General features: G+C 69.6%; 23 protein-coding genes. 4 read left to right on the plus strand and 19 right to left on the minus strand.

The features are described 5' to 3' along the window. Positions 1–7: 7 nt before the first annotated feature. The 13 genes from ABT313_RS11530 to ABT313_RS11590 all read right to left on the minus strand — a co-directional run bounded on the left by ABT313_RS11530 (position 8) and on the right by ABT313_RS11590 (position 12,419). A complete protein-coding gene (locus ABT313_RS11530; RefSeq protein ID WP_350851223.1) occupies positions 8–1,312 on the minus strand; it encodes a sugar ABC transporter permease in 1,305 nt (434 codons plus the stop codon). Beyond that, on the minus strand, positions 1,309–2,133 hold the full coding sequence (locus ABT313_RS11535; RefSeq protein WP_350851225.1) for an ATP-binding cassette domain-containing protein: 825 nt from the start codon (positions 2,131–2,133) through the stop codon (positions 1,309–1,311). The genes ABT313_RS11530 and ABT313_RS11535 overlap by 4 nt, the downstream gene beginning before the upstream one ends. Before the next feature lie 123 nt (positions 2,134–2,256). Beyond that, the gene (locus ABT313_RS11540) at positions 2,257–3,330 is read right to left on the minus strand and encodes an ABC transporter substrate-binding protein (protein WP_350851227.1); all 1,074 of its coding nucleotides are present in this window, start codon (positions 3,328–3,330) and stop codon (positions 2,257–2,259) included. A gap of 80 nt (positions 3,331–3,410) precedes the next feature. Next, positions 3,411–4,586 (minus strand): ROK family transcriptional regulator, encoded by a 1,176-nt coding sequence (locus ABT313_RS11545; protein WP_350851229.1) that lies wholly within the window; start codon positions 4,584–4,586, stop codon positions 3,411–3,413. Between the two features lie 148 nt (positions 4,587–4,734). After that, the gene (gene cobS, locus ABT313_RS11550) at positions 4,735–5,592 is read right to left on the minus strand and encodes an adenosylcobinamide-GDP ribazoletransferase (RefSeq protein WP_350851231.1); all 858 of its coding nucleotides are present in this window, start codon (positions 5,590–5,592) and stop codon (positions 4,735–4,737) included. Next, entirely contained in the window at positions 5,589–6,164 is a 576-nt protein-coding gene (locus ABT313_RS11555; protein WP_350851232.1) for a bifunctional adenosylcobinamide kinase/adenosylcobinamide-phosphate guanylyltransferase, read from the minus strand. Before ABT313_RS11555 ends, cobS begins: the two co-directional genes overlap by 4 nt. After that, positions 6,157–6,963, minus strand: a complete 807-nt coding sequence (locus ABT313_RS11560; RefSeq protein ID WP_350851234.1) for an ECF transporter S component — start codon at positions 6,961–6,963, stop codon at positions 6,157–6,159. The genes ABT313_RS11555 and ABT313_RS11560 overlap by 8 nt, the downstream gene beginning before the upstream one ends. After that, entirely contained in the window at positions 6,960–8,570 is a 1,611-nt protein-coding gene (locus ABT313_RS11565) for an ABC transporter ATP-binding protein (protein WP_350851236.1), read from the minus strand. Before ABT313_RS11565 ends, ABT313_RS11560 begins: the two co-directional genes overlap by 4 nt. Then, on the minus strand, positions 8,567–9,652 hold the full coding sequence (locus tag ABT313_RS11570) for an energy-coupling factor transporter transmembrane component T (protein WP_350851238.1): 1,086 nt from the start codon (positions 9,650–9,652) through the stop codon (positions 8,567–8,569). Before ABT313_RS11570 ends, ABT313_RS11565 begins: the two co-directional genes overlap by 4 nt. Before the next feature lie 11 nt (positions 9,653–9,663). Next, on the minus strand, positions 9,664–10,371 hold the full coding sequence (locus tag ABT313_RS11575; RefSeq protein ID WP_350851240.1) for an SCO2322 family protein: 708 nt from the start codon (positions 10,369–10,371) through the stop codon (positions 9,664–9,666). 220 nt (positions 10,372–10,591) lie between these two features. Next, complete coding sequence (locus ABT313_RS11580; RefSeq protein ID WP_137254347.1) at positions 10,592–10,801, minus strand: hypothetical protein; 210 nt, start codon at positions 10,799–10,801, stop codon at positions 10,592–10,594. After that, a complete protein-coding gene (locus tag ABT313_RS11585; RefSeq protein WP_350851242.1) occupies positions 10,801–11,811 on the minus strand; it encodes an aldo/keto reductase family protein in 1,011 nt (336 codons plus the stop codon). Before ABT313_RS11585 ends, ABT313_RS11580 begins: the two co-directional genes overlap by 1 nt. 20 nt (positions 11,812–11,831) lie before the next feature. Further along, positions 11,832–12,419, minus strand: coding sequence for a DUF3043 domain-containing protein (locus ABT313_RS11590; RefSeq protein WP_350851244.1), 588 nt, complete (start codon positions 12,417–12,419; stop codon positions 11,832–11,834). A 165-nt stretch (positions 12,420–12,584) separates the two neighbouring features. Between ABT313_RS11590 and ABT313_RS11595 the strand changes: the two genes are divergently transcribed. The 4 genes from ABT313_RS11595 to ABT313_RS11610 all read left to right on the plus strand — a co-directional run bounded on the left by ABT313_RS11595 (position 12,585) and on the right by ABT313_RS11610 (position 16,052). Continuing rightward, entirely contained in the window at positions 12,585–13,412 is an 828-nt protein-coding gene (locus ABT313_RS11595; protein WP_350851246.1) for a PspA/IM30 family protein, read from the plus strand. After that, positions 13,409–13,684 (plus strand): PspA-associated protein PspAA, encoded by a 276-nt coding sequence (pspAA, locus tag ABT313_RS11600; RefSeq protein WP_134097933.1) that lies wholly within the window; start codon positions 13,409–13,411, stop codon positions 13,682–13,684. Before ABT313_RS11595 ends, pspAA begins: the two co-directional genes overlap by 4 nt. A 229-nt stretch (positions 13,685–13,913) precedes the next feature. Then, on the plus strand, positions 13,914–15,440 hold the full coding sequence (locus tag ABT313_RS11605) for a sugar transferase (RefSeq protein WP_350851248.1): 1,527 nt from the start codon (positions 13,914–13,916) through the stop codon (positions 15,438–15,440). Between the two features lie 69 nt (positions 15,441–15,509). Continuing rightward, complete coding sequence (locus ABT313_RS11610; protein ID WP_350851250.1) at positions 15,510–16,052, plus strand: RNA polymerase sigma factor; 543 nt, start codon at positions 15,510–15,512, stop codon at positions 16,050–16,052. Between the two features lie 41 nt (positions 16,053–16,093). On the opposite strand, the gene ABT313_RS11615 is transcribed toward ABT313_RS11610, so the two are convergent. Genes ABT313_RS11615 through ABT313_RS11640 form a run of 6 tightly spaced genes read right to left on the minus strand, consistent with a single transcriptional unit; the run spans position 16,094 to position 23,401 of the window. After that, on the minus strand, positions 16,094–16,471 hold the full coding sequence (locus tag ABT313_RS11615; RefSeq protein WP_350851252.1) for a hypothetical protein: 378 nt from the start codon (positions 16,469–16,471) through the stop codon (positions 16,094–16,096). Further along, positions 16,471–18,105 carry a right-handed parallel beta-helix repeat-containing protein gene (locus ABT313_RS11620; protein WP_350851254.1) on the minus strand — a complete coding sequence of 545 codons (1,635 nt, stop codon included), beginning with the start codon at positions 18,103–18,105 and terminating at the stop codon, positions 16,471–16,473. Before ABT313_RS11620 ends, ABT313_RS11615 begins: the two co-directional genes overlap by 1 nt. Positions 18,106–18,118: 13 nt before the next feature. Continuing rightward, complete coding sequence (locus tag ABT313_RS11625; protein WP_350851256.1) at positions 18,119–19,321, minus strand: glycosyltransferase; 1,203 nt, start codon at positions 19,319–19,321, stop codon at positions 18,119–18,121. Continuing rightward, positions 19,318–20,556: an O-antigen ligase family protein gene (locus ABT313_RS11630; RefSeq protein ID WP_350851258.1), complete on the minus strand. Its 1,239-nt coding sequence runs from the start codon at positions 20,554–20,556 to the stop codon at positions 19,318–19,320. Before ABT313_RS11630 ends, ABT313_RS11625 begins: the two co-directional genes overlap by 4 nt. Next, positions 20,553–22,190 carry a YveK family protein gene (locus ABT313_RS11635; protein WP_350851260.1) on the minus strand — a complete coding sequence of 546 codons (1,638 nt, stop codon included), beginning with the start codon at positions 22,188–22,190 and terminating at the stop codon, positions 20,553–20,555. The genes ABT313_RS11630 and ABT313_RS11635 overlap by 4 nt, the downstream gene beginning before the upstream one ends. Then, a complete protein-coding gene (locus ABT313_RS11640) occupies positions 22,187–23,401 on the minus strand; it encodes a Wzz/FepE/Etk N-terminal domain-containing protein (RefSeq protein WP_350851262.1) in 1,215 nt (404 codons plus the stop codon). The genes ABT313_RS11635 and ABT313_RS11640 overlap by 4 nt, the downstream gene beginning before the upstream one ends. Positions 23,402–23,442 lie beyond the last annotated feature (41 nt).

The raw sequence follows: 23,442 nt of genomic DNA on the forward strand, positions 1-23,442 counted from the left end.
AACAGAATCAGGCCCTTCCGTGGGCCTGGCGGCTGCGGCGGCTGAGGGAGTCGATGGTGACGGCGATCAGGAGGACGCCGGCGGTCACCATGTAGCGGACGCTCGAGTCCAGGCTCAGCAGCGCGAGGCCGTTGGAGATCGACATGATCACCAGCGCCCCGAGGAGCGCGGAGTACGCCGAGCCGCGGCCGCCGAACAGGCTGGTGCCGCCGATGACGGCTGCCGCGATCGCGTTGAGGTTGGTGTCGGCGCCGCCGCTGCTCTGGTTCACCGCGACCAGCCGTGCCGCGGCCAGCAGACCGCCGACGGCGGCGAACGTCGAGCACGCCGCGAACACGGACAGGTAGATCATCCGCACGTTGATACCCGCTCGCCGCGCGGCCTCCACGTTGCCGCCGACCGCGACGACGGAACGGCCCCACCGGGTACGCCGTACCGTCAGATCGGTCGCGACGACGAGCGCGAGGAAGAGCAGGAACATCGAGGAGACACCGCGGTCGCCGTTCAGGATCAGCACCGGGATCAGCAGTACGAGTGCGAGCGCTGCGGCCTTGATCACGATCATCGAGGTCGGCGCTGTCGAGAGACCTGCGGTGGCCCGGGCGCCCCGGGTGCGGAGCCGGGTCAGCACGTAGAGCGCGACGACGACCGCGATCAGCGCGTAGGCGAGCGCGGGGGAGAGGAAGCTCCTGGTCGCGAAGCCGACCAGCGCGGAGTCGTAAGGGAGGTTGAGCGAACCTTCCTTGCCGAGCACCAGCAACTGCAGACCCAGGAATCCCAGCAGACCGGCAAGCGTGATCACGAAGCTGGGTACGCCGAAGCGGGTGTACAGCGCGCCGTAGAACATGCCGATCACCAGGCCGAGCGCGACACCGACGACCAGCGAGAGTACGAGCGGCCAGCCCTTGTTGACGAAAGTGACTCCGAGCACCGCGGCGGACAGGCCGCTGACGGAGCCTACCGAGAGGTCGATCTCGCCGAGGAGGAGGACCAGGACGATGCCGAGGGCAATTACTCCGACCGAGGTGGTCTGCAGGGTGAGGTTGACCAGGTTGCGGCTGGACAGGAAGGAGCCGTTGGCGATCTGGAAGACCGCCCAGATGATGATCAGACCGACGACCACCGGCACCGAACCCAGGTCGCCGGAGCGGAGCCGGGCGGTGAAGGCGGAGATGGCGCCGCTGATCCCGCTGGTGGCGATCAGCCGTTCGTCCTGGAGGTCGGCGGGGAGCTGTTCGATCCCGTTCGACTCGGGTGCGGCCGGCGTACTGGTGACGTCCTGGGGACGGGTGCCCGATCCGTGCAGGCTCATGATGCGGGACCCTCCTCCCGGCTTCGGCGCGCTGCACGCTCCGAGACCGCGTTGTCGGTGGCGCCGGTGATGGCGGCGATGATGTCCTGCGTCCTGGTCTCGCTGACCACGAAGACGCCGTTGTTGCGGCCGAGACGCAGTACGGCGACCCGGTCGGCCACCGCCATCACGTCGGCCATGTTGTGGCTGATCAGGATCACGGCCAGGCCGCGTTCGCGCAGCCGCTCGACCAGGTTGAGGACCTCGGCGGTCTGAGCGACGCCGAGGGCCGCGGTCGGTTCGTCCAGCATCACGACCTTCGGCCGGCCGAGCAGGCTGCGGGCGATCGCGACGGTCTGCCGCTGGCCGCCGGACAGGCTGGCGACCGGGATCCGGACCGACGGGATCTTCGCGGACAGCTGCCGGAGCAGCTCCCACGACTGGCGTTCCATCTCGACCTCGTCGAGCACCCGGCCCTTTCGCAGCTCGCGGCCGAGGTACAGGTTCGCGACCACGTCGAGGTTGTCGCACAGCGCCAGGTCCTGGAACACGGTGGCGATGCCGAGCTGCTGCGCCTCGGCCGGGCTGCCGACGCGTACGGCGCGGCCGTCGAACACCATGGTCCCGTCGTCGGCGGTGTAGACGCCGGCGATGGTCTTGACCAGCGTCGACTTGCCGGCGCCGTTGTCGCCGACCAGCGCCAGTACCTCGCCGGCGCGGACGTCCAGCTCGATGTTCTTCAGGGCTTGCACGGCGCCGAACCGCTTGGAGATCCCTTGCAGCGTCAGCACGCTGCCGGCACCGACGTCGGGAGGAGCCGGGGTAGCCGAGGGAAGTGTCACGAGATCAGCCTCCAGGACTTATTTCACGCCATGATCCTCGCCGGGGGCGCGGTTGGGGAGGGGGTCGGCGTAGCCCCCCGCACCTCACTGCGGGGGGCTACGCCGAGGGGCGGTCGATTCCGGCTAGTTGCTGGTCAGGCCGGCCGCGGCGCAGGCGGCCGCGAACGACGCGGTGCAGATGTCGCTGACCTTGTAGATGTTGTCCTTGATCACGGTGTCCTTGATGTTGTCCTTGGTCACCGCGACCGGGTCGAGGATCGTCGACGGCACACCGCTCTTGTCGGTGGTCGACTCGGGCTTGCCGCCGTTCGCCAGCGCCACCGCGCCCTTCGCGGCGGCCTCGGCCTGCGGCTTGACCGCCTTGTAGATCGTCATCGCCTGGTCGCCGGCGACGATCCGCTGGATCGCGGCCAGCTCCGAGTCCTGACCGGTGACCGGCGGCAGCGGCGTCACGCCACCTCCCTTGAGCGCTGCGATCGCGCCGCCGGCGGTGCCGTCGTTGGCGGCGTACACGCCGACCAGACCGTTCTTGATCGCGCTCAGCTGGCCTTCCATCCAGGCCTGGGCCTTGTCCGGGCTCCAGTCCGGGGTGTCGAACTCGGCGGCGATCTTGAACCCGCTCGAGTCGAGCACGCTGTGCGCGCCCTTCTTGAAGTCGGCCGCGTTCGGGTCGGTCGGTGAGCCGTTGATCATCGCGATGTTGCCCGACGTCTTGCCGGCCGCCTTCAGGTCGTCCACCAGGGTCTGCGCCTGAAGCTTGCCGACCGCCTCGTTCTCGAACGAGACGTAGTAGTTGGCGTTCTCGATGAACCTGTCGTACGCGACCACCGGGACGTTCTGCCCCTTCGCGGAGCTGACCACGGCGGCGGCCGCCTTGCCGTCGACCGGGTCGAGGACGAGCACGTTCGCACCCTGGGTCAGCGCGGCCTCGGCCTGCTGTTGCTGCTTCGACGCGTCCTGGTCGGCGTTGCTGTAGATCAGCTCGCAGTCGCCGCAGGCAGCCTTGAGGGCCTCGGTGAACAGCGGGCGGTCGAGCGCCTCGTAGCGGGTGGTCTTGGACTCGGGCAGCAACAGCGCGATCTTCTTCGCGCCGCCTGAGCCGCTGCCGGAGTCGTCCGAACCACAGGCCACCAGGGAGACGGCCAGGGCCGAGACGGCGATGCCGAGCCCGACGAGACGAGTTGCAGAGAAGGACATATGGCGGCTCCTTGACGAGACGGCCCGATTGGCCTGCCCCGAAGTCAAGCTCCCCCAGGTCTTGGCGTCAAGACTTGAATTCAAGAAATGGAGATATTGGTGTGACTCAGCACCGACGCACGGTGGATGGCGCCGACGATGTCGGCCTCGTCGCCGAGCTCGGCCGGGCGGAGTTCGACGGTCGCGGCGGCGCTCGGGATCGCGCAGCGGTCGAGCGCTTCACGCAGCGGGGCCAGGATGAGTTCGCCGGCCTCGGCCATCAGGCCGCCGACGACGACCACCTCGGGGTTGAGTAGGTTCACCACGCCGGCCACCGCGACGCCGACGCGGCGGCCGGCGTCCTCGATCACGCGCCGGCAGCCGACGTCGCCGCCGAGCGCGCGGTGCACGATGTCCTTCAGCCGCAGCGGTCCGTGCGAGGCGGCCAGGCTGTTGATCAGCGCCCGCGAGCCGACGAACGTGTCCAGGCAGCCGCGGTTGCCGCACCGGCAGATCGGCCCGTTCTCGTCGATCGTGACGTGGCCGATCTCGCCCGCCGTACCGGCCGAGCCGCGGAACACGTCGCCGTTGATCACGATGCCGGCGCCGACGCCGTACGAGAACTTCAGGTAGCAGCCGTTTCGTACGCCGCGGAGCGCGCCGGCCCGCAATTCGCCCAGCGCAGCAAGGTTTGCGGTGTTGTCGAGGGCAACCGGGGCGCGGAGGTGACCGGCCATCGCCTCGGTCACGTTGACGCCGCGCCAGCCCGGCAGTACGGCGTCGGAGCCGGCCTCGCCGCTGACCGAATCCACCGGCATGGGCAGTCCGAATCCGATTGCGGAGATGTTCTCGACGCCGGAGCTGACCGTCTCGGCGAGGTCGGCGAGCAGCCGGGCGGCGCGCTCCATGCCGTCGTCGGCGACGTGGTCGGCCTGCAGCGGCATCAGCTGCTGGGCGAGGATCTCGCGGGACTCGTCGGCGATCGCGACCCGGACGTCTCGCTCGCCGAACGCGACACCGGCGAGCAGGCCGCCGCCGGACGCGAGGGAGACGAGTACGGCGCGGCGGCCGTTGCGGATGCTGCGGGACAGCCCGACCATGCCGGCCTGGTCCAGTTCCTTGACCATGTTCGACACGGTGGCCGCGGACAGGCCGGACGCGGCGGCGATCTCGACCTGGGTGAGCGGGCCGTGCTGCCGGACGACCCCGAGAACGCGCGCACGGTTGGCTTCGCGGAGCGAAGCCTGCGATCCCGGCGCCGGGCGGGTTGCGTTCATTACATAAAGATAACGGATCGCGGGCCGAGCGCGGCCGCTCCGCGCTCGTGAACCAGGAACATCGTCTGCAACCTCGCTGTCACTACCCCACTAGAACGTTCAACCGCGAGAGTAGACCACTCGCGCAGGCCAGTGGTGGAGGTGGGCGTCAGGCGGTGAGGGCGAGGGTGAGGAGGGCTAGTGGGAGGGCCAGTTCGATCGTTGCGCCGAGTACGTCGCCGGTGGTGCCGCCGAGGGCGGATTTCGCGCGGCGGCTGGCGGCGAGGCTGGTCGCGACTGCCAGTAGTACGGCGGCGGTCGAGCCCGCCAGACGGGTTGGTGAGGGGGCCGGTGAGAGCCAGGTGAGGGCGAGGGCGGCGGCGAGTACGACGGTTGTGGCGAGGGCGGCTGTGGTCGGGGGGACTGTGCCGGCCACGAACGTGCCCAAGCCGTCGGGGCGCGCCGGGGGGACCGACGTACGGCAGGACCAGGGGAGGGTGAGGCGGCTCGCGGTGGTGGCGAGCAGGATGGCTTGCCAGCCGAAGCCGGACTGGAGGCAGGTGGTGAGGGCGGCGACGTCGAGGAGCAGTACGCCGACGATCGCGACGACGCCGAACGGGCCGATGTCGCTCTGCTTCATGATCCGCAACATGGTCTCGCGATCCCGCCGGGAGCCCAGCGCATCCGCGAAGTCGGCCAGTCCGTCCAGGTGCAGCCCACCGGACAGCCCGGCAACCACCAGCACGCCCACCACAGCCGCCAGCAGGTCCGCCTCCGGCTTCACCAACTGAGCCAGCGCGATCACACCCGCCGCAACCCCACCAATCACCACCCCCACAACCGGCGCCAGCACCATCGCCCGCCCACCAACCACCCGATCAACCCGCGAGGGAACCCCCGCCGGAAGCACGGTGAGCGTGCCAAAGGCGAGGCGGGCCGCATCAGACCAACACCTCCGCTCCCCGCCACCCCGCCCCGTGCCCGCGGAGCCGGCAGGCCCGGTGTGGTCCGGTCCGTTGAGGGTCATGTGAGGGGGAGGGTTCGGCCGGCGATGGTCCAGAGGACTTGGTCGGAGGTTAGGGAGATGGTGGTGTTGAGGCGGCCCATCAGGTCGCGGAAGAGTCGGGTGCCGGGGTCGGCGGGGACGATGCCGGAGCCTACATCGTTGCTGACGGCAACCACTCGGCGGGATGTTGCCGCCCAGGCTGCAGCCAGGTCGGCGATGCGCTCTTCGAGCTCGGCCATGGCGGTGCCGCGGCCGTCGGCCGGAGCTGGGTGCGGTTCGCCCGGCGGGTCTGACAGGGCGGACCAGACGTCGACCTGGTCCATCGTGCGGGACAGCCACAGCGTCAGGCAGTCGATGAGGAGTGGCGGGCCGGGTGCTTTCAGGAGCGGGACCAGGTCGATGGTCTCCGCCAGACCCCAGGACGCCGGGCGGCGGGACTGATGTTTGGCGACGCGGGCGGCCCACTCGGGACTGCCGGAGTCGTCGCCGCCGGTGGCGACGTACAGGACGTCGGACTCCGCGGACAGCAGGCGTTCGGCCGCGACGGACTTGCCGGAGCGGGCTCCGCCGAGTATCAGGGTTCGGTCAGACATCGGTCCTCCGCTCGAAAACCACCGGCGCCTCGAACGCCGCCTTCCGTGCCGTCCGGCGGAACGCGTTCAGGATGGGACGCCCCAGCAGCAGGACCAGTACGGCGGACAGGACGCCGCGCGGGATGTCCCAGCCCAGCGAGGTCGCCACCACGAACAGGAAGTAGCGGTGCAGGTTCTCGGCCAGCGCGTCACCCGGGACGAACGAGAAATCGCTGCCGAACGTCGCGTACGGCCAGAACCACAGGTTCATGATCACGCCGTACAGCACGCCGGACACCATCGAGTACGCCGCCAGCAACAGCAACTCCAGCCGCCCGCCGACGCGTGGCAAGAGCCCGGCCAGGCACCCCACCCACGCGCACGCGAACATCTGGAACGGCATCCACGGCCCGACCCCGCCGCTGATCAACGCCCCGCCCAGCAGCGACACCGCCCCGAGCACGAACCCGAACCCGGCGCCGAACGCCCGCCCCGCCAGCACCAGCACGAAGAACCCGGGCTCGAGGCCCGCCGTACCCGGACCCAACGCCCGCAAGGCCGCACCGACCGCCGCGAGCATGCCGACGAGCGAGATCACCTTCGCGTCGATCCCGGACTCGGACAGCTCCGCGAGTATGACGGCCACCAGCAACGGCAGCAGCAGCACGAACAGCCACGGCGCGTCTGTCGTGTGCCCGATCGCCGACGCGCCGGCCTGAGACGGCCGGAAGAACAGCGGCCAGGCGAACGCGAGTACGCCGACGAGCGACGCGACCAGCAACGTCGCCGTACTCCGCGGCTTGAGCCGGATGAGTCTCATGACGCCCGGTCCAGCGCGTCCGCGACTTCGCCGACCGTGAGGAACGGCAACGGGGCAAGGATCTTCGCCACCTGCGGCGCGAACGCCGGCGACCCCGCGATCACCTCAGCCGTCTCGCCGTCGCTGACCAACTCACCCTCGGCCAGCACCATCACCCGGGTGGCGACCTCGGCCACCATCTCCACGTCGTGCGTCGACAACACGACCGCGTGCCCGGCCGCGGCCAGCTCGCGCAGGATCGCCACGAGCCGCCTCTTGGCGCCGTAGTCCAGCCCGCGCGTCGGCTCGTCCAGCAACAGCAAGGGCGGAGCGCCGCACAGTACGACGGCCAGCGCCAGACAGAGCCGCTGTCCCTCGGACAGATCGCGCGGATGTAGGTCCACATCCACATCCGGTGCCAGCCGCTGCAGAAGTGCACGGCAGCTACCTGCAGGCACCTTGAAGTCGGAGTCGGCAGTAGAACACTCCTCGGCGACCGTGGCGGCGTACAGGAGGTCCGCGGGCTCTTGTGGGACCAGTCCGACTGCCTTCACGAGCTGTGCCGGCTTCACGCGTTGCGGATCAGTACCAGCCGCGACTGCAGTGCCTGACCGAGGCGGCAGGATGCCGACGAGAGTGTTGAGCAGCGTCGACTTGCCTGCGCCGTTGCGGCCCATCAGTGCGACGACCTCACCGGCCCGCACGCTGAGCGACACCCCGCGCAGCGCCGTCACGTTGCCGTAGCCGACAACCAGATCAGTGCACCTGGCCAGCTCATCACCTAGCGCAGCAGCGGCTCGCACGGGTGTAGCACTGTCGAGGTCACGACGTAGCGCCACAGCAGCCCGCCGGGCGTCCCGCACCGACAGGGGGAGCGGCGACCACCCGGCCAGCCGCCCCAGCTCCACTACGGGCGGCGCAACCGGTGCGGTGACCATGCGCTCAGCAGGCAGCCCTGTCGAGACAGCACCAGCACGACCCGGTACTTCGATCACGCGGTCGGCGTACTGGATCACACGCTCGAGCCGGTGTTCAGCCAGCACCACAGTGACGCCCAGGTCGTGCACCAACCGCTGCAGCGCGGCCAGCACCTCCTCGGCGGCCTGCGGGTCCAGTGCGGATGTCGGCTCATCCAGGACGAGTACGGCGGGATGCGACGTTAGTGCTGCTCCGATAGCGGTCCGCTGCCGCTGGCCGCCGGACAAGGAGGTCAGGGCCCGGTCCCGTACGTCGGCCAGCCCCAGCAGGTCCAGGGTCTCCTCGACCCGTCTGCGCATCACGTCCGGCGCCACGCCCAGCGACTCCATGCTGTACGCCAGCTCGTCCTCGACCGTGTCGGTGACGAACCCCGCCATCGGGTCCTGGCCGACCATCCCGACCACGTCCGCGAGGTCCCGCGGCCGGTACTTCCGGGTGTCCCGCCCGTCGACCAGCACCCGCCCGGACAGCGTGCCCCCGGTGAAGTGCGGCACCAGTCCGTTGATTGCCCGCAGCAACGTGGACTTGCCGGACCCGGTTCGCCCGATCACCAGCGCCAGCTCGCCTTCCGGCACGATGAAGCTGACGTCGCGCAGCGCCGGCTCACTCGCGCCGTCGTACGTCACAGTCACCCGGTCGAACTCGATCATGCGACCGCCTTCTTCAACGGCGGTGCGGCCACCGCAGGCACCAGTCCGATCAGTACGCCGGCAACCGGCAGCAGCGGAACCGGTGGGACAACCAACGGACCGTCCAGCAACAGGCCGTGCACACCACGTACGGCGGCAGCCACCATCGCGCCCGCAGCTACCGCACCGGCCGCAACGACCAGCCACTCGGGCAAGGCCCACGGGTCGGGCCGGTAGCGCGTCCTGGCCACCCGCTGGCGCCCGACCGCCATAGCACCGACCGCGAGCAGTACGCCGACCGCCAGCGCACCGGCGGCGAGCGGGAACGACATGGAGTCGGTCAGCAACGCGTAGACGCCGAGCAGGATGCCCAGCAGTCCGAGCAGTACGCACAGTGCCGTGAGCCGACGCTGAGCGCGCGGGGCGTGCGCCGTACGGCCGTAGCCGCGGGAGTCCATCGCTGCAGCCAGCTCCACCGACCGATCCAGGGCGCCTTCCAGCACGGGCATGGCCGTCGTGCGGAAGGAGGCGCGGGTGCGGCCGCGTAGACGGCGTGCGGCGCGGATGCGGCGACCGTCGGTCACCAGCTGGGGTGCGAACGTCAGGGCGACGACGCAGGCGACGCCCATCTCGTAGAGGGCTCCTGGCAACGACTTCAGCAGGCGCCGTGGGCTGGCCAGTGCGTTGGCGGCACCTACGCAGCAGAGCATGACGGCAAGCTGCGCACCGTCGTACAGAGCGGTCAGCAGTGCCTCTGCTGTCACCTCTCCGCCGAGCTTGACGCCCGCAGCCCAGGCAGGCAACGGGATCAGCGGCAGCGTGAACAGGACCGTGTTCCCCTGCGACCGCGTCGACAGCACTGCCTGCAGGACCACGCGGACGCCGATGACCAGCAGACCGAGCTTCAGGAACGCAGTGAAGCTGTGAGCCCACGGCGCGTCGCTGCGGCGCGCTGCGACGACGAATCCGGTCACGGCGAGGATCAGGGCCAGCAGGACCGGGTTGCGGGTCCTGCTGGCTGCCACAGCCATGCAGAGCGCCCACAACCACCAGGCCCCCGGGTGGAGTGCCCGGGGGAGCGTGAGGTGGTTGACTGCGCGCACTACTCGGCCGCCTACTTGGCCGCAGTACGGCGGCGGTTGAGGACGAAGCCGCCGCCGCCGAGGAGGACCACGACGACGGCCGCGATGATGATGCCGGTCCAGGGCGCTCCGCTGTCGTCCTTCGAGGACGCGGCAGGAGTGGGCTGAACTGCCGTCGAACCCACTGCCGGGCCGACCTGCAGCGTGACCGGGGCGTCGGTCGCGGGGACGTTGATGCTCTTCACCTGGTCGCCGCAGCCCTTGGACGGGTAGCCGGCGATACCGCAGGTGAGGCCCTTCTCGATCCGGACCGGTGCGACCGCGGCCAGGACCTGTGCGCCGTTCGACTTCGGATCCGTCACCACGCAGGTGCCGGTCGGCTGGGCGGGCGTGTCACCGGTGACCGCGTCCTCCGGCGTACCGGGGTCGACGACCAGCGCCACTCGCTTCTTGCCGGTCTCGGCCGGGGTCTTGCCGCAGATCGCGTCGAAGTCGCCCGCGGCGCGGGGCAGCCGCGGCTTCGCGCCGCCGACGGCGAACCGCCAGCCCTCGACGCCGCCGTCAGCGGGGACGTACGCGTCGGCGCCCTTCTGGGAGAAGGCCCAGGCGCCGTTGGTCCACTGGTAGTAGCCCCAGAAGCGGTAGCCGTCTTCAGCTTGCGCGGTGGTCGCGACAGTCCCAGCCAGCAGGAGACCCGCCAGCAGGCTGAAGAGCAGTCGTACGGTCCGGTGTGCAGTCATTCTCGTGTCCTCGTTCGGGCCGCAGCCCGGTGGAGGAGGTCCCGCCTGCACCGGCAGGGTAGGGGCTCCACCCGCGGACCACGGCGGGTAGGTGAGCCTGTCTGCCTGCGTCACAGTGTTCCGGCTCGCCACCCAGGTGCTGCAGGTGGCCTACGGTTGCGGGTCAGCGCCGGACTCGGACCGGCTTCCCTGTGACGCAGGCGTGTGGTTCGACCGAACTCTACTCTGCTGAGGACAGACTCATCGGCCCGTAGACCTCACGGTTGTCCTCGAGCAGGTAGACCTGGCTGACGCCGCGGTCGGCCAGATCGCGCCAGACCTCGCCCAGCCAGCTCTCCGCGTCGCCCTGGGCCGAGAACTCTGCCCCGCCGACCTCGCCCGGGTCGACCAGGGCGCCGGATGCGGTCTCGAACCGCCAGCTCCAGCTCATCACGCCACCCGCGCCTGCGGTGAGTTCTGCGCGGTCTTGGCCGGGTCCCGCTCGACGATGCCGCCGAGGACCTCGTCGATCCGCTTCAGCAGGCCGTCGTCCAGCTTCACGCCGGAGGCCTTCACGTTCTCGGTGACCTGCTCGGGCCGGGAGGCGCCGACGATCGCGGACGAGACTCCTCTGTTCTGCAGCACCCAGGCCACCGCCAGCTGCGACAGCGACAGGTCGACCTCGGCCGCGATCGGCTTCAGCTCCTGGACCCGGGTCAGCACGTCGTCGGTCAGGAAGCGCTTGATGAACGTCGCGCCGCCCTTCTCGTCGGTGGCCCGGGAGCCCTGCGGCGGCTGCTGACCGGGCAGGTACTTCCCGGTGAGCACACCCTGTGCGATCGGCGAGAACACCACCTGGCCGATGCCGAGCTCCTCCGAGGCCGGCACCACCTCGGCCTCGATCACCCGCCAGAGCATGCTGTACTGCGGCTGGTTCGAGACGAACGGGATCCGCAGCTCGCGGGCCAGCCGGTGGCCCTCCTGCAGCTGCTCGGCGGTCCACTCCGAAACGCCGATGTACAGCGCCTTGCCCTGCCGGACGACGTCGGCGAACGCCTCCATCGTCTCCTCCAGCGGCGTCTCGGTGTCGTACCGGTGCGCCTGGTAGAGGTCGACGTAGTCCGTCCCGAGCCGCTTCAGCGAGCCGTTGATCGACTCGTGGATGTGCTTGCGGGACAGGCCGGTGTCGTTCGGGCCCTTCGGGCCGGTGGGCCAGTACACCTTGGTGAAGATCTCCAGCGACTCGCGTCGCTCACCGGCCAGCGCCTCGCCGAGCACCGACTCGGCCGCCGTGTTGGCGTAGGTGTCCGCGGTGTCGAACGTCGTGATGCCGGCGTCCAGCGCCGCCCGCACGCAGGCCCTCGCCTGCTCGTTCTCCACCTGCGACCCGTGCGTGAGCCAGTTCCCGTACGAGATCTCGCTGACCTTCAAACCGCTGTTGCCGAGAAAGCGAAAGTCCATAGGCCGACCCTACAGTCAGGTCAGGACGGCTTCTCGCCGCGTTTCACCATCGGCTTCGGCAGCCGCCAGCGGCGCATCTGCATGGTCCGCCGGACCGCGTAGAACCCGAGGCCCTTGGTGGACTCCTTCGGGTACTTCACCCCGACCGCCTTCTTCAGGCCGGCCGTCAGCAGGAACCAGTCCGCGGCGATCAGCAGGATCATCGCCAGGAACAGCAGGTTGACCATCCCGGCCAGCCACGGGAACTGCGGCGAGAACACCACGCCGACCAGCGACACCACCAGCAGGATCGGCAGCGCGAACTCCATCACGGAGTACCGGGCGTCGACGTAGTCGCGGGCGAAGCGCCGCACCGGGCCCTTGTCGGCGGCCGGCAGGTACCGGTCGTCGCCGGTCTGCATGGCCGCCTGCATCTTGCCCCGCTCGGTCCGCACCTTCTCCCGGCGGATCGCCGAGGCCTCCTTGCGGTTGCGCGGCTTCTTGAACGCGGCCTTGCGCGCCGCCTCGGCGTCGCGGCGGCTCGGGGTCGGGCGACCCTTGCCTCCCACCTTGCCCTGGGGCTCGGCAGGTACGGTGGTATCTGATTCAGACTTGGTACGACGGAACACGGGGTCAGAACCTCATTCGCAGGGCAGGTCGCGACTCGGGGTGGTCCCGGACCTTAATACCAGTCTATCGGGGCCGGTCCTGATGGTGTGGTGACCCATAGGGACATAGGGTGGATGACACGCACGCCGGGTCGTCAGTCCGGCACAGAAGGGGTACGGATATCGATGAGCATCTTCAAGCGGATGTCGACGATCTTCAAGGCCAAGGCGAACTCCGCCCTGGACAAGGCCGAGGATCCTCGCGAAACCCTTGACTACTCGTATCAGAAGCAGCTCGAGCTGCTCCAGAAGGTACGGCGTGGTGTGGCAGACGTGGCCACCAGTCGCAAGCGGGTGGAGTTGCAGGCCTCCCAGCTGCAGTCCCAGTCGGCGAAGCTGCAGGAGCAGGCCCAGAAGGCGCTCTCGATGGGCCGTGAGGACCTGGCCCGGGAAGCTCTGACCCGCAAGTCCGGGCTGCAGGGCCAGATCGACGACCTGACCACCCAGCACGCCCAGCTGCAGGGCGAGGAGGAGAAGCTGACGCTCGCCTCCCAGCGGCTGCAGGCCAAGGTGGAGTCGTTCCGGACCCGCAAGGAGACCATCAAGGCCACCTACACCGCGGCCGAGGCGCAGACCCGGATCAACGAGGCCTTCTCCGGTATCTCCGAGGAGATGAGCGACGTCGGTCTCGCGGTCCAGCGGGCCGAGGACAAGACCCAGCAGATGCAGGCCCGGGCCGGCGCGATCGACGAGCTGCTCGCCTCCGGCGCGCTCGACGACGCCAGCGGCACGGTCAAGGACAACATCACCCTGGAGCTGGACCGGATGTCGTCCGGCTCCGACGTGGAGAACGAGCTGGCCGCGATGAAGGCCCAGCTCGCCGGCGGCGGCGCGCCGAAGGAGATCGCCGGTGAGGCGCCGGGCACCGCCCAGCAGTCCGCCCAGCCAGTTCAGCAGCCGGCCACCCAGCCTGTCACGGAGCCGGTGAGACCTCAGGACGGAGATGTTCGGTGATCGTTCGCATCATGGGTGAGGGTCAGTGGCGACTGGCCGACGAGAAGCTCGACGCGCTCAACACCGTCGACGGCGACCTGGAGAAGGCCGTGTCGTCGGGTGACGAGACGGCGTACCAGTCCGCGTTCGCCGCGTTGCTGGACTTCGTCCGGTCCGGCGAGAAGGTGCCGGACGACGAGCTGCACGACTCCGACGCCATCCTGCCCCCGTCGGACAGCTCGCTCGCCGAGATGCGTGAACTGATCAGCGGCGACGGCTTGATCGCCGGCTGATCACTTGAAGTAATCACTTGAGACCCCTGGGCCCCGAATTCGGGTCCCAGGGGTCTTTTGCTGTGAGTGCGGTAGCGCGCCGGTAAACACTGGCCATCAGTGCTTTTGTCCGCCGCGTTCCCGGTGTACTGTCTGGGTCACGCCGTTGTGGGGGCGGCGTTGGACGAGGTCCGTGACGGGGAGTGGGTTGGTCGCGGGTTTCGGTATCACCTGTGGGGGGTGACTGTGCGTGACTGAGTTTGTCATGTCCGAGGGGCTCGCTGAGCCGGCTGATCTACGGCCGGCGCCGTCAGGGGAGCGTCGTCGGCCGGTCTGGGTCGTTCCGGACGAGGTGCCGGCAGTGCTGCCGCGCTCGGCCCGGTTCACCGAGGCACGCTGGGTGGCGAAGTACCGTCGGGCGTCGCTGGCGGCCGATCTCGGCGCCGGGGCGATCGGCGCCGCGCTGGCGCTGGTGGCCCGGTTCGGGGCCTCGATCAACCTGGGCTACTTCGTGCTGGGAGCGCTGCTGCCGATCGCCTGGATCGCGTGTGTGGCCTTGCAACGCGGCTACGAGACCAGGTACTTCGGCACCGGGCCGGAAGAATTCCGTTCGATCATCCGGGCCGCGGTCGCACTGACCGCGCTGGTCGCGATCACGTCGTACGCGACCAAGAGCGAGGTGGCCCGCGGGTTCGTGATCCTCGCGGTGCCGACGACCTGTATCGCCGCGATGGTCGGCCGCTGGTTCCTGCACCGGCAGATCTCCTGGCGGCGGTTCGCCGGCCGGTGCATGCGCCGGGTACTCGTTGTCGGACGCAACGACCAGGTGATGACGCTGACGCGGCACCTGGAGGAGCGGCCGGCCGACGGGTACGTCGTGGTGGCGAGCTGCCTGCCGCGCGGCGACGTGTTCGAGGACGCCGAGTTCGAGCGGCTGGGCCGCACCGAGATGGACATCCTGGCCGGCGTCGACCAGTTCGACGTCGAAGTGGTCGCGGTGGCCGCCGATCCGGAGCTGGCCGGCCACTCGCTGCGCAAGCTGTCCTGGGCGCTCGAGCAGCGCGGGGTCGAGCTGATCGTCTCGCCGGGCATCGTCGAGGTCGCCGGTCCGCGGATCTCGATCCGGCCGGTTGCCGGCCTGTCGCTGCTGCACCTGGAGCGGCCGTCGGTCAGCGGCGGGCCGCACATGCTGAAGAGCATCTTCGACCGCGTGGTCGGATGCCTGCTGCTGCTCGGGGTCTCGCCGATCCTGCTGGTCACCGCGCTGCTGGTGAAGCTCACCAGCCGTGGCCCGGTGCTGTTCCGGCAGACCCGGGTGGGGCGCGGCGGCGAGCAGTTCCAGATGCTGAAGTTCCGGACGATGGTGGCCGACGCCGAGGCCCGCAAGGCCGAGCTGCACGCGCTGAACCAGGGCAACGGGATCCTGTTCAAGATGCGTGACGACCCACGGATCACCAAGGTCGGCAAGTACCTGCGGCGGTTCTCGATCGACGAGCTGCCCCAGCTGGTGAACGTGCTCCGGGGGGACATGTCACTGGTCGGACCGCGGCCGCCGCTACCGGCCGAGGTCGCGCAGTACGCGATCGACGACGCCCGCCGGATGCTCGTCAAACCGGGCCTGACCGGCCTGTGGCAGGTCAGCGGTCGCAGCGACCTGACCTGGGAGGAGTCGATGCGGCTCGACCTGCGGTACGCCGACAACTGGTCGATCGCGCTGGACCTGCTCATTTTGTGGAAGACCGCTCGTGCCGTGCTGGGGAGCGACGGCGCGTACTGAAGCGACGCATTTGATGGATGTGCATTCCCGAGGGGGGAATTCGTGACTGCTGTACTGGAAGGATCAGGCGTGGCCCGATCCGAAGCCGCGACCTTGGTGATCGAGGCCGCGGCGGGGGACCAAGGGGCCTGGAGCCGGCTGGTCGACCACTATGCGCGGCTCGTCTGGGCCGTCACCCGCAGTTTCCGGCTGAGCGACAGCGACGCCGCCGACGTATCCCAGATGGTCTGGCTGCGGTTGCTCGAACACATCAACCGGGTCGACCCCGAGCGGGTCGGCGCCTGGCTGGTCGTCACCACCCGGCGCGAATGTCTGCGGGTGCTGGCGTTCCGCAAGCGGGTGCTGCTGACCTACGAGGCGACGGCCTTCGAGGACGTCGCCGGTGACCAGCCCGAGCTGGACTACGACCTGCTGGCCGGCGAGCGCGCGGACGACGTACGGCGGGCGCTGGAAAGCCTGCCGGACCGGTGGCAGCAGCTGCTCGGCATGCTGATGGCCGACCCGCCGGCGCCGTACGCCGAGATCTCCGCGACGATCGGGATCCCGATCGGCAGCATCGGCCCGATCCGCGGCCGCTGCCTGGAGAAACTCAGACTGCTGCTTGCCTCCTGAGGCAGCAGAGCCCGGTCCGGGCCGCACAGGTCGTGTTCAAGTCAGAGCATGATCCAGGCGGTCCGGACCGGGCGTTGTGCTGTGCCCGGCCAGCGGAGCAGGAAGCTGACCAGCCGGGCGCCGTTCGGTCCCTCGGCGTCGCCGCCGCGGGACTCGACCACGAGCGGGCCGGACGGTGAGACCCGCAGTTCGATGGTCAGGCCGCTCCGGCCGCTGTCGTGGATGTCCACGTCGAGCGTGATCCCGTGCCCGGAGAACCGCAGCCGGCGTACGTCGACCGAGCCGGGCGCGTCGAGGATGCTGTCGAAGATCAGGTCCAGTACGTCGAGATCCCGCTCGTGCCGCCCGAACGCGGCGTACCCGACCGAGCGGAGCAGCGCGATCTGCTCGCCGACGGCCCGCTCCGGTGGCCCGATCATCAGCGCTCACCGCTGACTTTGATCACGCTGTCGGTGTCCTGCCCGTACGGCGCACCCTGCCAGCTGGCCCAGTTCACCCCGTTGCCCTGCTCGTGCACGATGAAGTTCCACGGGCCGGAGTAGGTGTTGTTGAAGAACCGGTTGCCCTGGTGGAACGTGATCGCGTCCTGCACTGTGGCCTTCTGGTACGGCGACCAGGTCGGGAACGTGCCCCAGTTGGAGAACAGCCCGTTGTAGCCGCAGCCGGTGCGGACCGCGCAGGTCTTGCCGATGTTGTCCGGGTTCAGCGTGAAGACGTTGTCGTGCACCCGGACGTTCTGTGTCTTCCACCGGCAGTCGCTGCGATACGGCTGGGTCTTGATGGTCTTCGCGTTGCAGGACTTCGCCGTCACGACCGACGTGTTCACCAGCGTGCCGGAGCCGGTACTGGTGTTCGCGGGCGACCCGGCGAACCGGTCGGCGTTCTCCCAGAGCACGACGCCGGCCCAGTTGTCGGTGAAGACGTTCCCGCTGATCTCGAAGGTCTGGTTGAACACGCCGGGCGCACGCGGGTCGCTGCCGGACTCGGAGATGTACAGGGCGGGCGTCGGGAACCCGGCGTTCTCCGGGCCCTTGCCGAGGCCGTTGCGGACGAAGGTGTTGCCCCGGATCCCGGCGTTGTAGCTGGTCTCGTAGATCATCCCCTCGGCCGAGTTGCCGGAGATGTAGTTGCCCTCGACCACGAAGCCGGTGTTGTTGGTGTCGGCCCACAGTCCGGCCGAGTGGTTGTCGTGCACCCAGTTCGAGCGCACGACCGCGCCGGTGACCTCCCAGAACTTGCCGCCGCCGGTGCAGCCGCAGCCGCCCTTGAGCCGCTCCCAGTCGTCGGTGTTGTTGCCGGCGATCTCGTTGTGGTCGATCGTGATACCGGCGACCTTGCCCGGGTTGTAGGCGTTGAAGCCGTACTGGCCGTTCTCGGCCAGGCAGTTGCTGCGGACGACGTTGTGGTCGCCGATCATCAGCCCGGCGCCGGCGTTGTGCTGGATCGTGTTGGCCTGCACCGTCCAGCGGGCGCCCGCGTCGTGGTTGACGACGCCTTCGTCGTTGTTGGTCCGCGGCGCCCCGAAGTTCTGGATGGTCAGGTTCTTGATCGTGACGCCGTTGGCGTACCCGGTGAACGCGTACCGGTTCTTCTTGCCGCCGTCGAGGATCGCGCCGGGCGCCCCGACGTACACGTTCCCGTCCTTCGGGATCACCTGGGCGAACTGCGCGGTACCGAGCCGGTGCGTGCCCGGTGACAGCCAGAAGGTGGTGCCGGCCGGGTTCGCCGTCGTGAGGTCGTTCAGGTTCTGGGTGGCGCTGACCACGACCGCGCCGGCGGGGGCAGTGGCCGGACCGGCGAGCACGCTCGCGTTCCCGCAGATCTTCGCGGGTGGTGCCGTCGGCGCGGGCGGGGCGGGCGACGCCGTGACGGCCGGTGCGGATGCGGTGGGGTCGGCAGCCTTGGCCTGGTCGTCCTTGAAGTAGGTGAGCCCGGCGGCCACCAGAGCGGTCGCCACGACGAGCCCTCCGGTCGCCAGGACGGGCGGACGGCGGTACCACGCGCGAACTGCGGGCGGCTCGCGGCGTTGGGTGCTGTTTCCTTCGGGGGGCATGGCGTCCTCGACCTCAGCGATGGGCGGTGACAGGGTGTTCGATCGCGTACCGGTAGATCTCGAGCAGTTGCTCGATGCTCCGCTCCGGCCGGTGTTTCGTCTCGTACGTCGTCCGCGCCTGCCGGCCGAGCTCGTCGTACCGCGCGGGGGACGCGTCGACGTCGAGCAGCAGTTTGGCGAGCGCGTCCGGACGGCCCGGCTCGAACAGCGCGCCGTCGACGCCGTCGGTGATCAGTTCCGGGAACGACCCGTGCGCCGAGGCGAGCGGCGGTACGCCGACCGCCATCGCCTCGATCACCACCAGGCCGAACGTTTCCTCCCACTCCGAGGGCAGTACCACCCCGCGCGACTGCCCGATCAGCTCGAACACCTGCTCCTTGCCCATCAGCCCGCGCAGCTCCACCGACGGCCGGGTGGCGGCCCAGGCGGTGACCTCGTCGAGCATCGGCCCGCCGCCGGCGATGACGAGCTTGAGCGCGTCGTCACCGGCGATCGCGCGGTACGCGTCCCAGCCCTTCATCAGCAGCGGAGCGCCCTTGGCCGCGTCCAGCCGGCCGACGTAGGCCACCTGCCGCTCCCGGGGCCCGCCGACGGGTCCGTCGTACGGCACCGCGTTGGGTTTCACGAACGACCGCTCCGGGTCGAAGTTCATTGCCCCCAGCAACCGCCGCTGCGACTCGGAGATGAAGATGTACGCCGACACCAGGCGCCGCCAGCTCCGGCGGTGACCGCGGGCGTTCAGCACCGTGGTCGACGTCGCGAGTGCGGATCCGCGGTAGCAGCGGTGGACGACCGCGGCGGCCGGGTTGCCGCCGGCGCAGTCGTGGCACACCTCGCCGTCGCGGAAGAAGTCGCCGCTGGCGCAAAGCAGTTTGTAGTTGTGCAGCGTGATGACGACAGGCACGCCGGCCGACTGGCACGCGTACAGCACGGACGGGCTGAGCAGCGGGAACGTGTTGTGGACGTGGACGACATCGGGCCGGTCCTCGGCCAGCGCCGTCGCGAGATCGCGCCGGCTCGCCGGGTTCCATACCACCCGGCCGGGCAGCGTGGCCTTCTGCCAGGCGGGCCAGTTCTCGATGTCGTCGCTGTGCCGTTCGAAGTGCCGGACGTCGTGCCCGAGGGCGGCCAGCGCCGCGCTCTCCTGGTCGACGACGCGGTTCTCGCCGCTCGGTGCGTTCGACCGGTATCTGTTGTGTACCAGTAGGATCTTCATCGCGGTCCCTCGCGGGTGGACGTGTTGTAGACGAGTGACGCGGCCAGCGTCAGGTCGAGCAGGTACGACGACGCCTCGCTCAGCCCGCTCTCGGTGAACGACGCGATCACGCAGTACGTGACCAGGAAGAGCGCGATCGCCCGGTGCGGGCCCTGCGGGCGGAACCATGCGGCGATCAGCACGAACAGGACGAGCATGATCGTGATCGCGACCCCGACCAGCCCGACGTCGTAGTAGGTGCCGAGCCAGTTGCTGTCGATCGGCAGGCCGTTGAACGACTTGTTCGACAGCCCGAAGCCGAACAGGGTCTCGAAGGTCGAGCGCGGCTGGGCCAGGATCGCGTCCCACACCAACTTGCGTCCGGTCAGTGCGCCGAGCTCCTGGGCGTCCTGTCCGCGGGCGAGCCAGGTCGTCACGACCGAGCTGAGGGTGAGCGCCCCGACCGAGAACACCACGATGCCGATCGTGAAAGCCTTGCGCACCCGCGAGCGTCCGGTGAACAGGCTCAGCCCGGCGATCAGTACGCCGACCACCAAGGCCAGCAATGCGGTCCGGGTGTGCGTGAGCAGCAGAACAGGAACGCACACCAGCACGCTGATGAGTGCGATCCAGCGGCGGAGGTGGCCGGACATCCAGAGCACGATCGTGAGACCGAGGGCGCCGGCGGTGTAGTGCCCGACCTGGGTCGGCGGGATCGGCCAGAGGACGCCGGCCAGGCGGTTCTCGGTCATCGCCAGGCCCGGTGCGACGAGCAGTCCGACGGCCACCGAGGCGACGATCGCCCACAGGACCATCAAGTGCGTCCGCACCAGCAGCAGGTCGCGGCGGGGCCACCACGGCGTCAGCAGCCACAGCACCAGGGCGAATCCGCACAGCCGCCCGGCCCGGAACAGCGCACCGAACAGGAACTCGGCCCGGATGCTGGCCAGCAGCGCTTCCGCGGCCAGCAGCATCACCAGGAACACGAACACGCTCGGCCGGATCCGCACCGGCCGGTTCACCGACAGCGCCATCATCAGCGCGCCGACCAGCGCTCCCTGGGCGATCAGCTTGCCGACCGACCCCGGGATCGGGAGGATGTGCGGCGCGCCGGGGAAGAACGTCATCACGTTCAGCACCAGCAGCGCCCAGGCCAGCTGCACGCGGTGTCGGCGCCGTACCTCCGGCGCGACGACCCGCCGGGTGGGGCGGAACCGCGTCGACAGCCGGCCGGCGGAGGTGGCGATCGTCGTCATCGGCGGAACATCTCGACATCCACGCTCAGCGGCCGTCCGGCCTCGGCCTCGGTGACGCCGACGCTCTCGTCGGTACGGTCCGGCCGCAGGACGACGGTGGTGTCGATCTCGAGCCCGGCGAGCCGCAGCATCTCGCCGGCGGCCTGGATTTTGGTGACTGTCGACTGCCCCGCGGTGACGACCACGGTGGCGTGCGACGCCCACGTGGCCAGGTGGTCCGCGCCCAGTTCGGGGCTCAGCGTGCTGAGGCTGAGGACGATGTCCGCGACCTCCCACGCCGAGTCGAGGGCGATGTCGCCGGATCCGGTCGGCCGGTTGCTGTCGCTCAGGTGCAGGTAGCAACCCTGTGCCGGGCCGTTGTCGTGGTCGGGTCGGTGGACGTCGATGCGCTGGCCGGGGGAGCTGAAGCGCGACTCGTGCGTACCGGGCGTCTTCACGCCGAGCATGCTCGCCAGCCGGCCGGAGTCGGTCAGATCGGCGACCAGGACGTGCTTGCCGTCCTCGGCCAGCGCCACCGCCAGCGACGCGACGACGAGCGCGCAGGTCTTGACGTCGTCGACGCTGACCACGGTCATCGCCGGCGTCGGGTGCTCACCCCAGAAGATGCGCTGATCGAGGTGCTGCATCATCAGCCGCACCTCGGGCAGCTTGCGCTGCGCAGGACGCAGGTACCGCGGCCGCGGCAGCAACTGGAGCCGTGACGGGCGCGGGCTGCTCAGCCGGACCCGGGCGCCGAGCGCCTGGGCGATGTCCTGACGCTTCCAGAGCCGGTCGGAGATCAGCGCGCGCACGATGACGAACGCGAGCCCGATGAACAGCCCGGCGATCAGGCCGGTGCCGACGTTGAGCGCGATCGTCCGCTTCGCCGAGATATGGACCGGCGCGGCCACGTCGAGCACCCGGCTGCTGTTCATCCGCAGCGCCTCGACGGTGGCGTCGGTCAGTTGCTGGCGGACGTAGACCATCTGGTCGCGGGCGGCGCCGAGCCGGACTCCCTCGGGGCTGTTCGGGTGCTTCAGCTCGTTCGCGGTCGGGTCGTCGCCGGTGGCCCGGACCGCCTGCTCGGCCACGGCCAAGTCGTTCCTGGCCTGGTTCAGGTCGCTGACCAGCGGAGCGTTCTGCAGCGCGATCTGCTCTTTGCGGTAGATCAGGAAGACCTGGGCGATGACGCCGGCCAGCTTGGTCGCCTCGTCGCTCGTCTTGCCCGCGGCGGTGATCTGGAGAACGCGGTCGGTCTCCGCGACCACCGTGTACTCCTTCAGCAGCTGGTCCTGGGTGACCGGAAGTTTGAGCAGATCGATCACGCGCTGCGCGACCGTGTGAGTGGTGGCCAGGCTGACGTCCGTGGCCATCGCCTTGGTCGGGTCTTCGCCGTCGCGGTGGGTGATCAGCAAGCGGGTCGACGACTGGCTCGCGGCCGGCAGCGCGAACGTGGATCCGAGTCCGGCGAGCAGGCCCACCAGCGCGATCGCGACCCAGATCCGCACATGCCGGCGGATCGCGTCGCGCAGGAACCGCAGCGTGACCAGCGCGTCCGGCGGGTGCGAGTTCGTCGGCTGGTCGTCGAACAGCCCGTCGTTGTCCGCCCAGGCTGGTTCACTGACCACCGGTTCGTTGTACGGCTGGTTGCTCATTTGGTCCTCCTCGCGGTGCCGGTGAGGAGGGTGGGCAGCCGCGAGCTCGACCGGCGCATCGACTGGGAGACACGTCCGATGGTGCGATCCGTCGGGTCCGGATCGGTGACGACGATGCCGTCGATGGAGCGGTCGTCGGCCGCGGCGGCGACCGCCAGCCGGGCGAGTTCCTCGGCGGTCACGGCGCCGGCCGACAGCGCGACGATGGTGTTGGTCGTCGGTTCGGAGCCGACCACGATCGGGTCATCCCGGTCGACGAGGATCAGGTGGATGCTCAGCGTCGCGTCACCCGACGGTTCCTGGTGCGAGTCGACCACGATCGAGGTGGAGATGCCGATCGAGTTGGCCAGCGTGGCCAGTTGCGGGCCGAGCGGCCGTGCCTTGTCGTCATCGGCGAACGAGAGAACCGCCAGTGACACCGGATCCTGGCCCTTCACGTCCAGGCCGAGGTGGTGCAGCGTCTTGCGCAGCCCCCACGCCTCGACCGCTGTCGGCGTGTAATGCTCGAGGAGATAGGCCCAGTCGGACACGTCGTTCGCCTGGTACGACGAGACCGACGCCAGCACCGGCAGCCCGACCGCGTCGGCGATCTCGTCCCGCAGCCGCAGCCGGCGGTCGCCGCGCTCCTTGGCCAGCACGCCGATCGATCCGACCACGGCGCCGATCAGGGCGCCGAGAAGTCCGTAGATGCCGAGATGAATCGGCACGTTTCCACCACGTGCGGTTGTCGCCTGCTCCAGCACCCGTGCCCCCGTTTTCTTCCCCAGATCGCCGGGCAGGTTCTGGTCCGTGGTGACGAAGACCAGATAAACCCCGGCGACAGCGTTCGCCAGCGCCATCGACTGGCTGGCCGTCGTGCCCTTGGCGTCGATCTTGATGACGTCCTGGGTGACGGCGGTGACCTTGACCCGGCTGCGGACGACCTCGGTCGTCAGTGCGGGATTCAGGTTCTGCCCGGCGCTCTTCAGCACCGGTTCGCTCTCGGCGATGAACACCTGCGTGTCGGTGCTCTGCGTGCCGGCGGCCTTCTGCGCGTCGGTCGTCGGCGCCGGCGGCAGCACGACCAGCGAAGTGGCGGTGTGCAGCGGTGGCACGAAGAACCCGACGGCCACCCCGCAGAGCAGGCCGGCGGCCGCCACGGCTGCCACGATCCAGCGGTGCCTGCGGATGGCCCGCCAGGACTTCTTGACGTCGAGCTGCTGTGCGCTCACAGTCCCCTCCAGTCGAACGCCACTTTCTGTCTCGTTAATAG

Source organism: Kribbella sp. NPDC000426 (assembly GCF_040300265.1).
Taxonomy (GTDB): Bacteria; Actinomycetota; Actinomycetes; order Propionibacteriales; family Kribbellaceae; genus Kribbella.

Bases quoted from the DNA above. Each gene is read 5' to 3' on its own strand.
- ABT313_RS11615 (WP_350851252.1), bottom strand. From the start codon at position 16,471: ATGATCGGGCCACCGGAGCGGGCCGTCGGCGAGCAGATCGCGCTGCTC.
- ABT313_RS11530 (WP_350851223.1), bottom strand. From the start codon at position 1,312: ATGAGCCTGCACGGATCGGGCACCCGTCCCCAGGACGTCACCAGTACG.
- ABT313_RS11565 (WP_350851236.1), bottom strand. From the start codon at position 8,570: ATGATCGAGTTCGACCGGGTGACTGTGACGTACGACGGCGCGAGTGAG.
- ABT313_RS11560 (WP_350851234.1), bottom strand. From the start codon at position 6,963: ATGAGACTCATCCGGCTCAAGCCGCGGAGTACGGCGACGTTGCTGGTC.
- cobS (WP_350851231.1), bottom strand. From the start codon at position 5,592: ATGACCCTCAACGGACCGGACCACACCGGGCCTGCCGGCTCCGCGGGC.
- ABT313_RS11555 (WP_350851232.1), bottom strand. From the start codon at position 6,164: ATGTCTGACCGAACCCTGATACTCGGCGGAGCCCGCTCCGGCAAGTCC.
- ABT313_RS11545 (WP_350851229.1), bottom strand. From the start codon at position 4,586: ATGAACGCAACCCGCCCGGCGCCGGGATCGCAGGCTTCGCTCCGCGAA.
- ABT313_RS11575 (WP_350851240.1), bottom strand. From the start codon at position 10,371: ATGACTGCACACCGGACCGTACGACTGCTCTTCAGCCTGCTGGCGGGT.
- ABT313_RS11595 (WP_350851246.1), top strand. From the start codon at position 12,585: ATGAGCATCTTCAAGCGGATGTCGACGATCTTCAAGGCCAAGGCGAAC.
- ABT313_RS11580 (WP_137254347.1), bottom strand. From the start codon at position 10,801: ATGAGCTGGAGCTGGCGGTTCGAGACCGCATCCGGCGCCCTGGTCGAC.
- ABT313_RS11540 (WP_350851227.1), bottom strand. From the start codon at position 3,330: ATGTCCTTCTCTGCAACTCGTCTCGTCGGGCTCGGCATCGCCGTCTCG.
- ABT313_RS11635 (WP_350851260.1), bottom strand. From the start codon at position 22,190: ATGAGCAACCAGCCGTACAACGAACCGGTGGTCAGTGAACCAGCCTGG.
- ABT313_RS11625 (WP_350851256.1), bottom strand. From the start codon at position 19,321: ATGAAGATCCTACTGGTACACAACAGATACCGGTCGAACGCACCGAGC.
- ABT313_RS11585 (WP_350851242.1), bottom strand. From the start codon at position 11,811: ATGGACTTTCGCTTTCTCGGCAACAGCGGTTTGAAGGTCAGCGAGATC.
- ABT313_RS11620 (WP_350851254.1), bottom strand. From the start codon at position 18,105: ATGCCCCCCGAAGGAAACAGCACCCAACGCCGCGAGCCGCCCGCAGTT.
- ABT313_RS11630 (WP_350851258.1), bottom strand. From the start codon at position 20,556: ATGACGACGATCGCCACCTCCGCCGGCCGGCTGTCGACGCGGTTCCGC.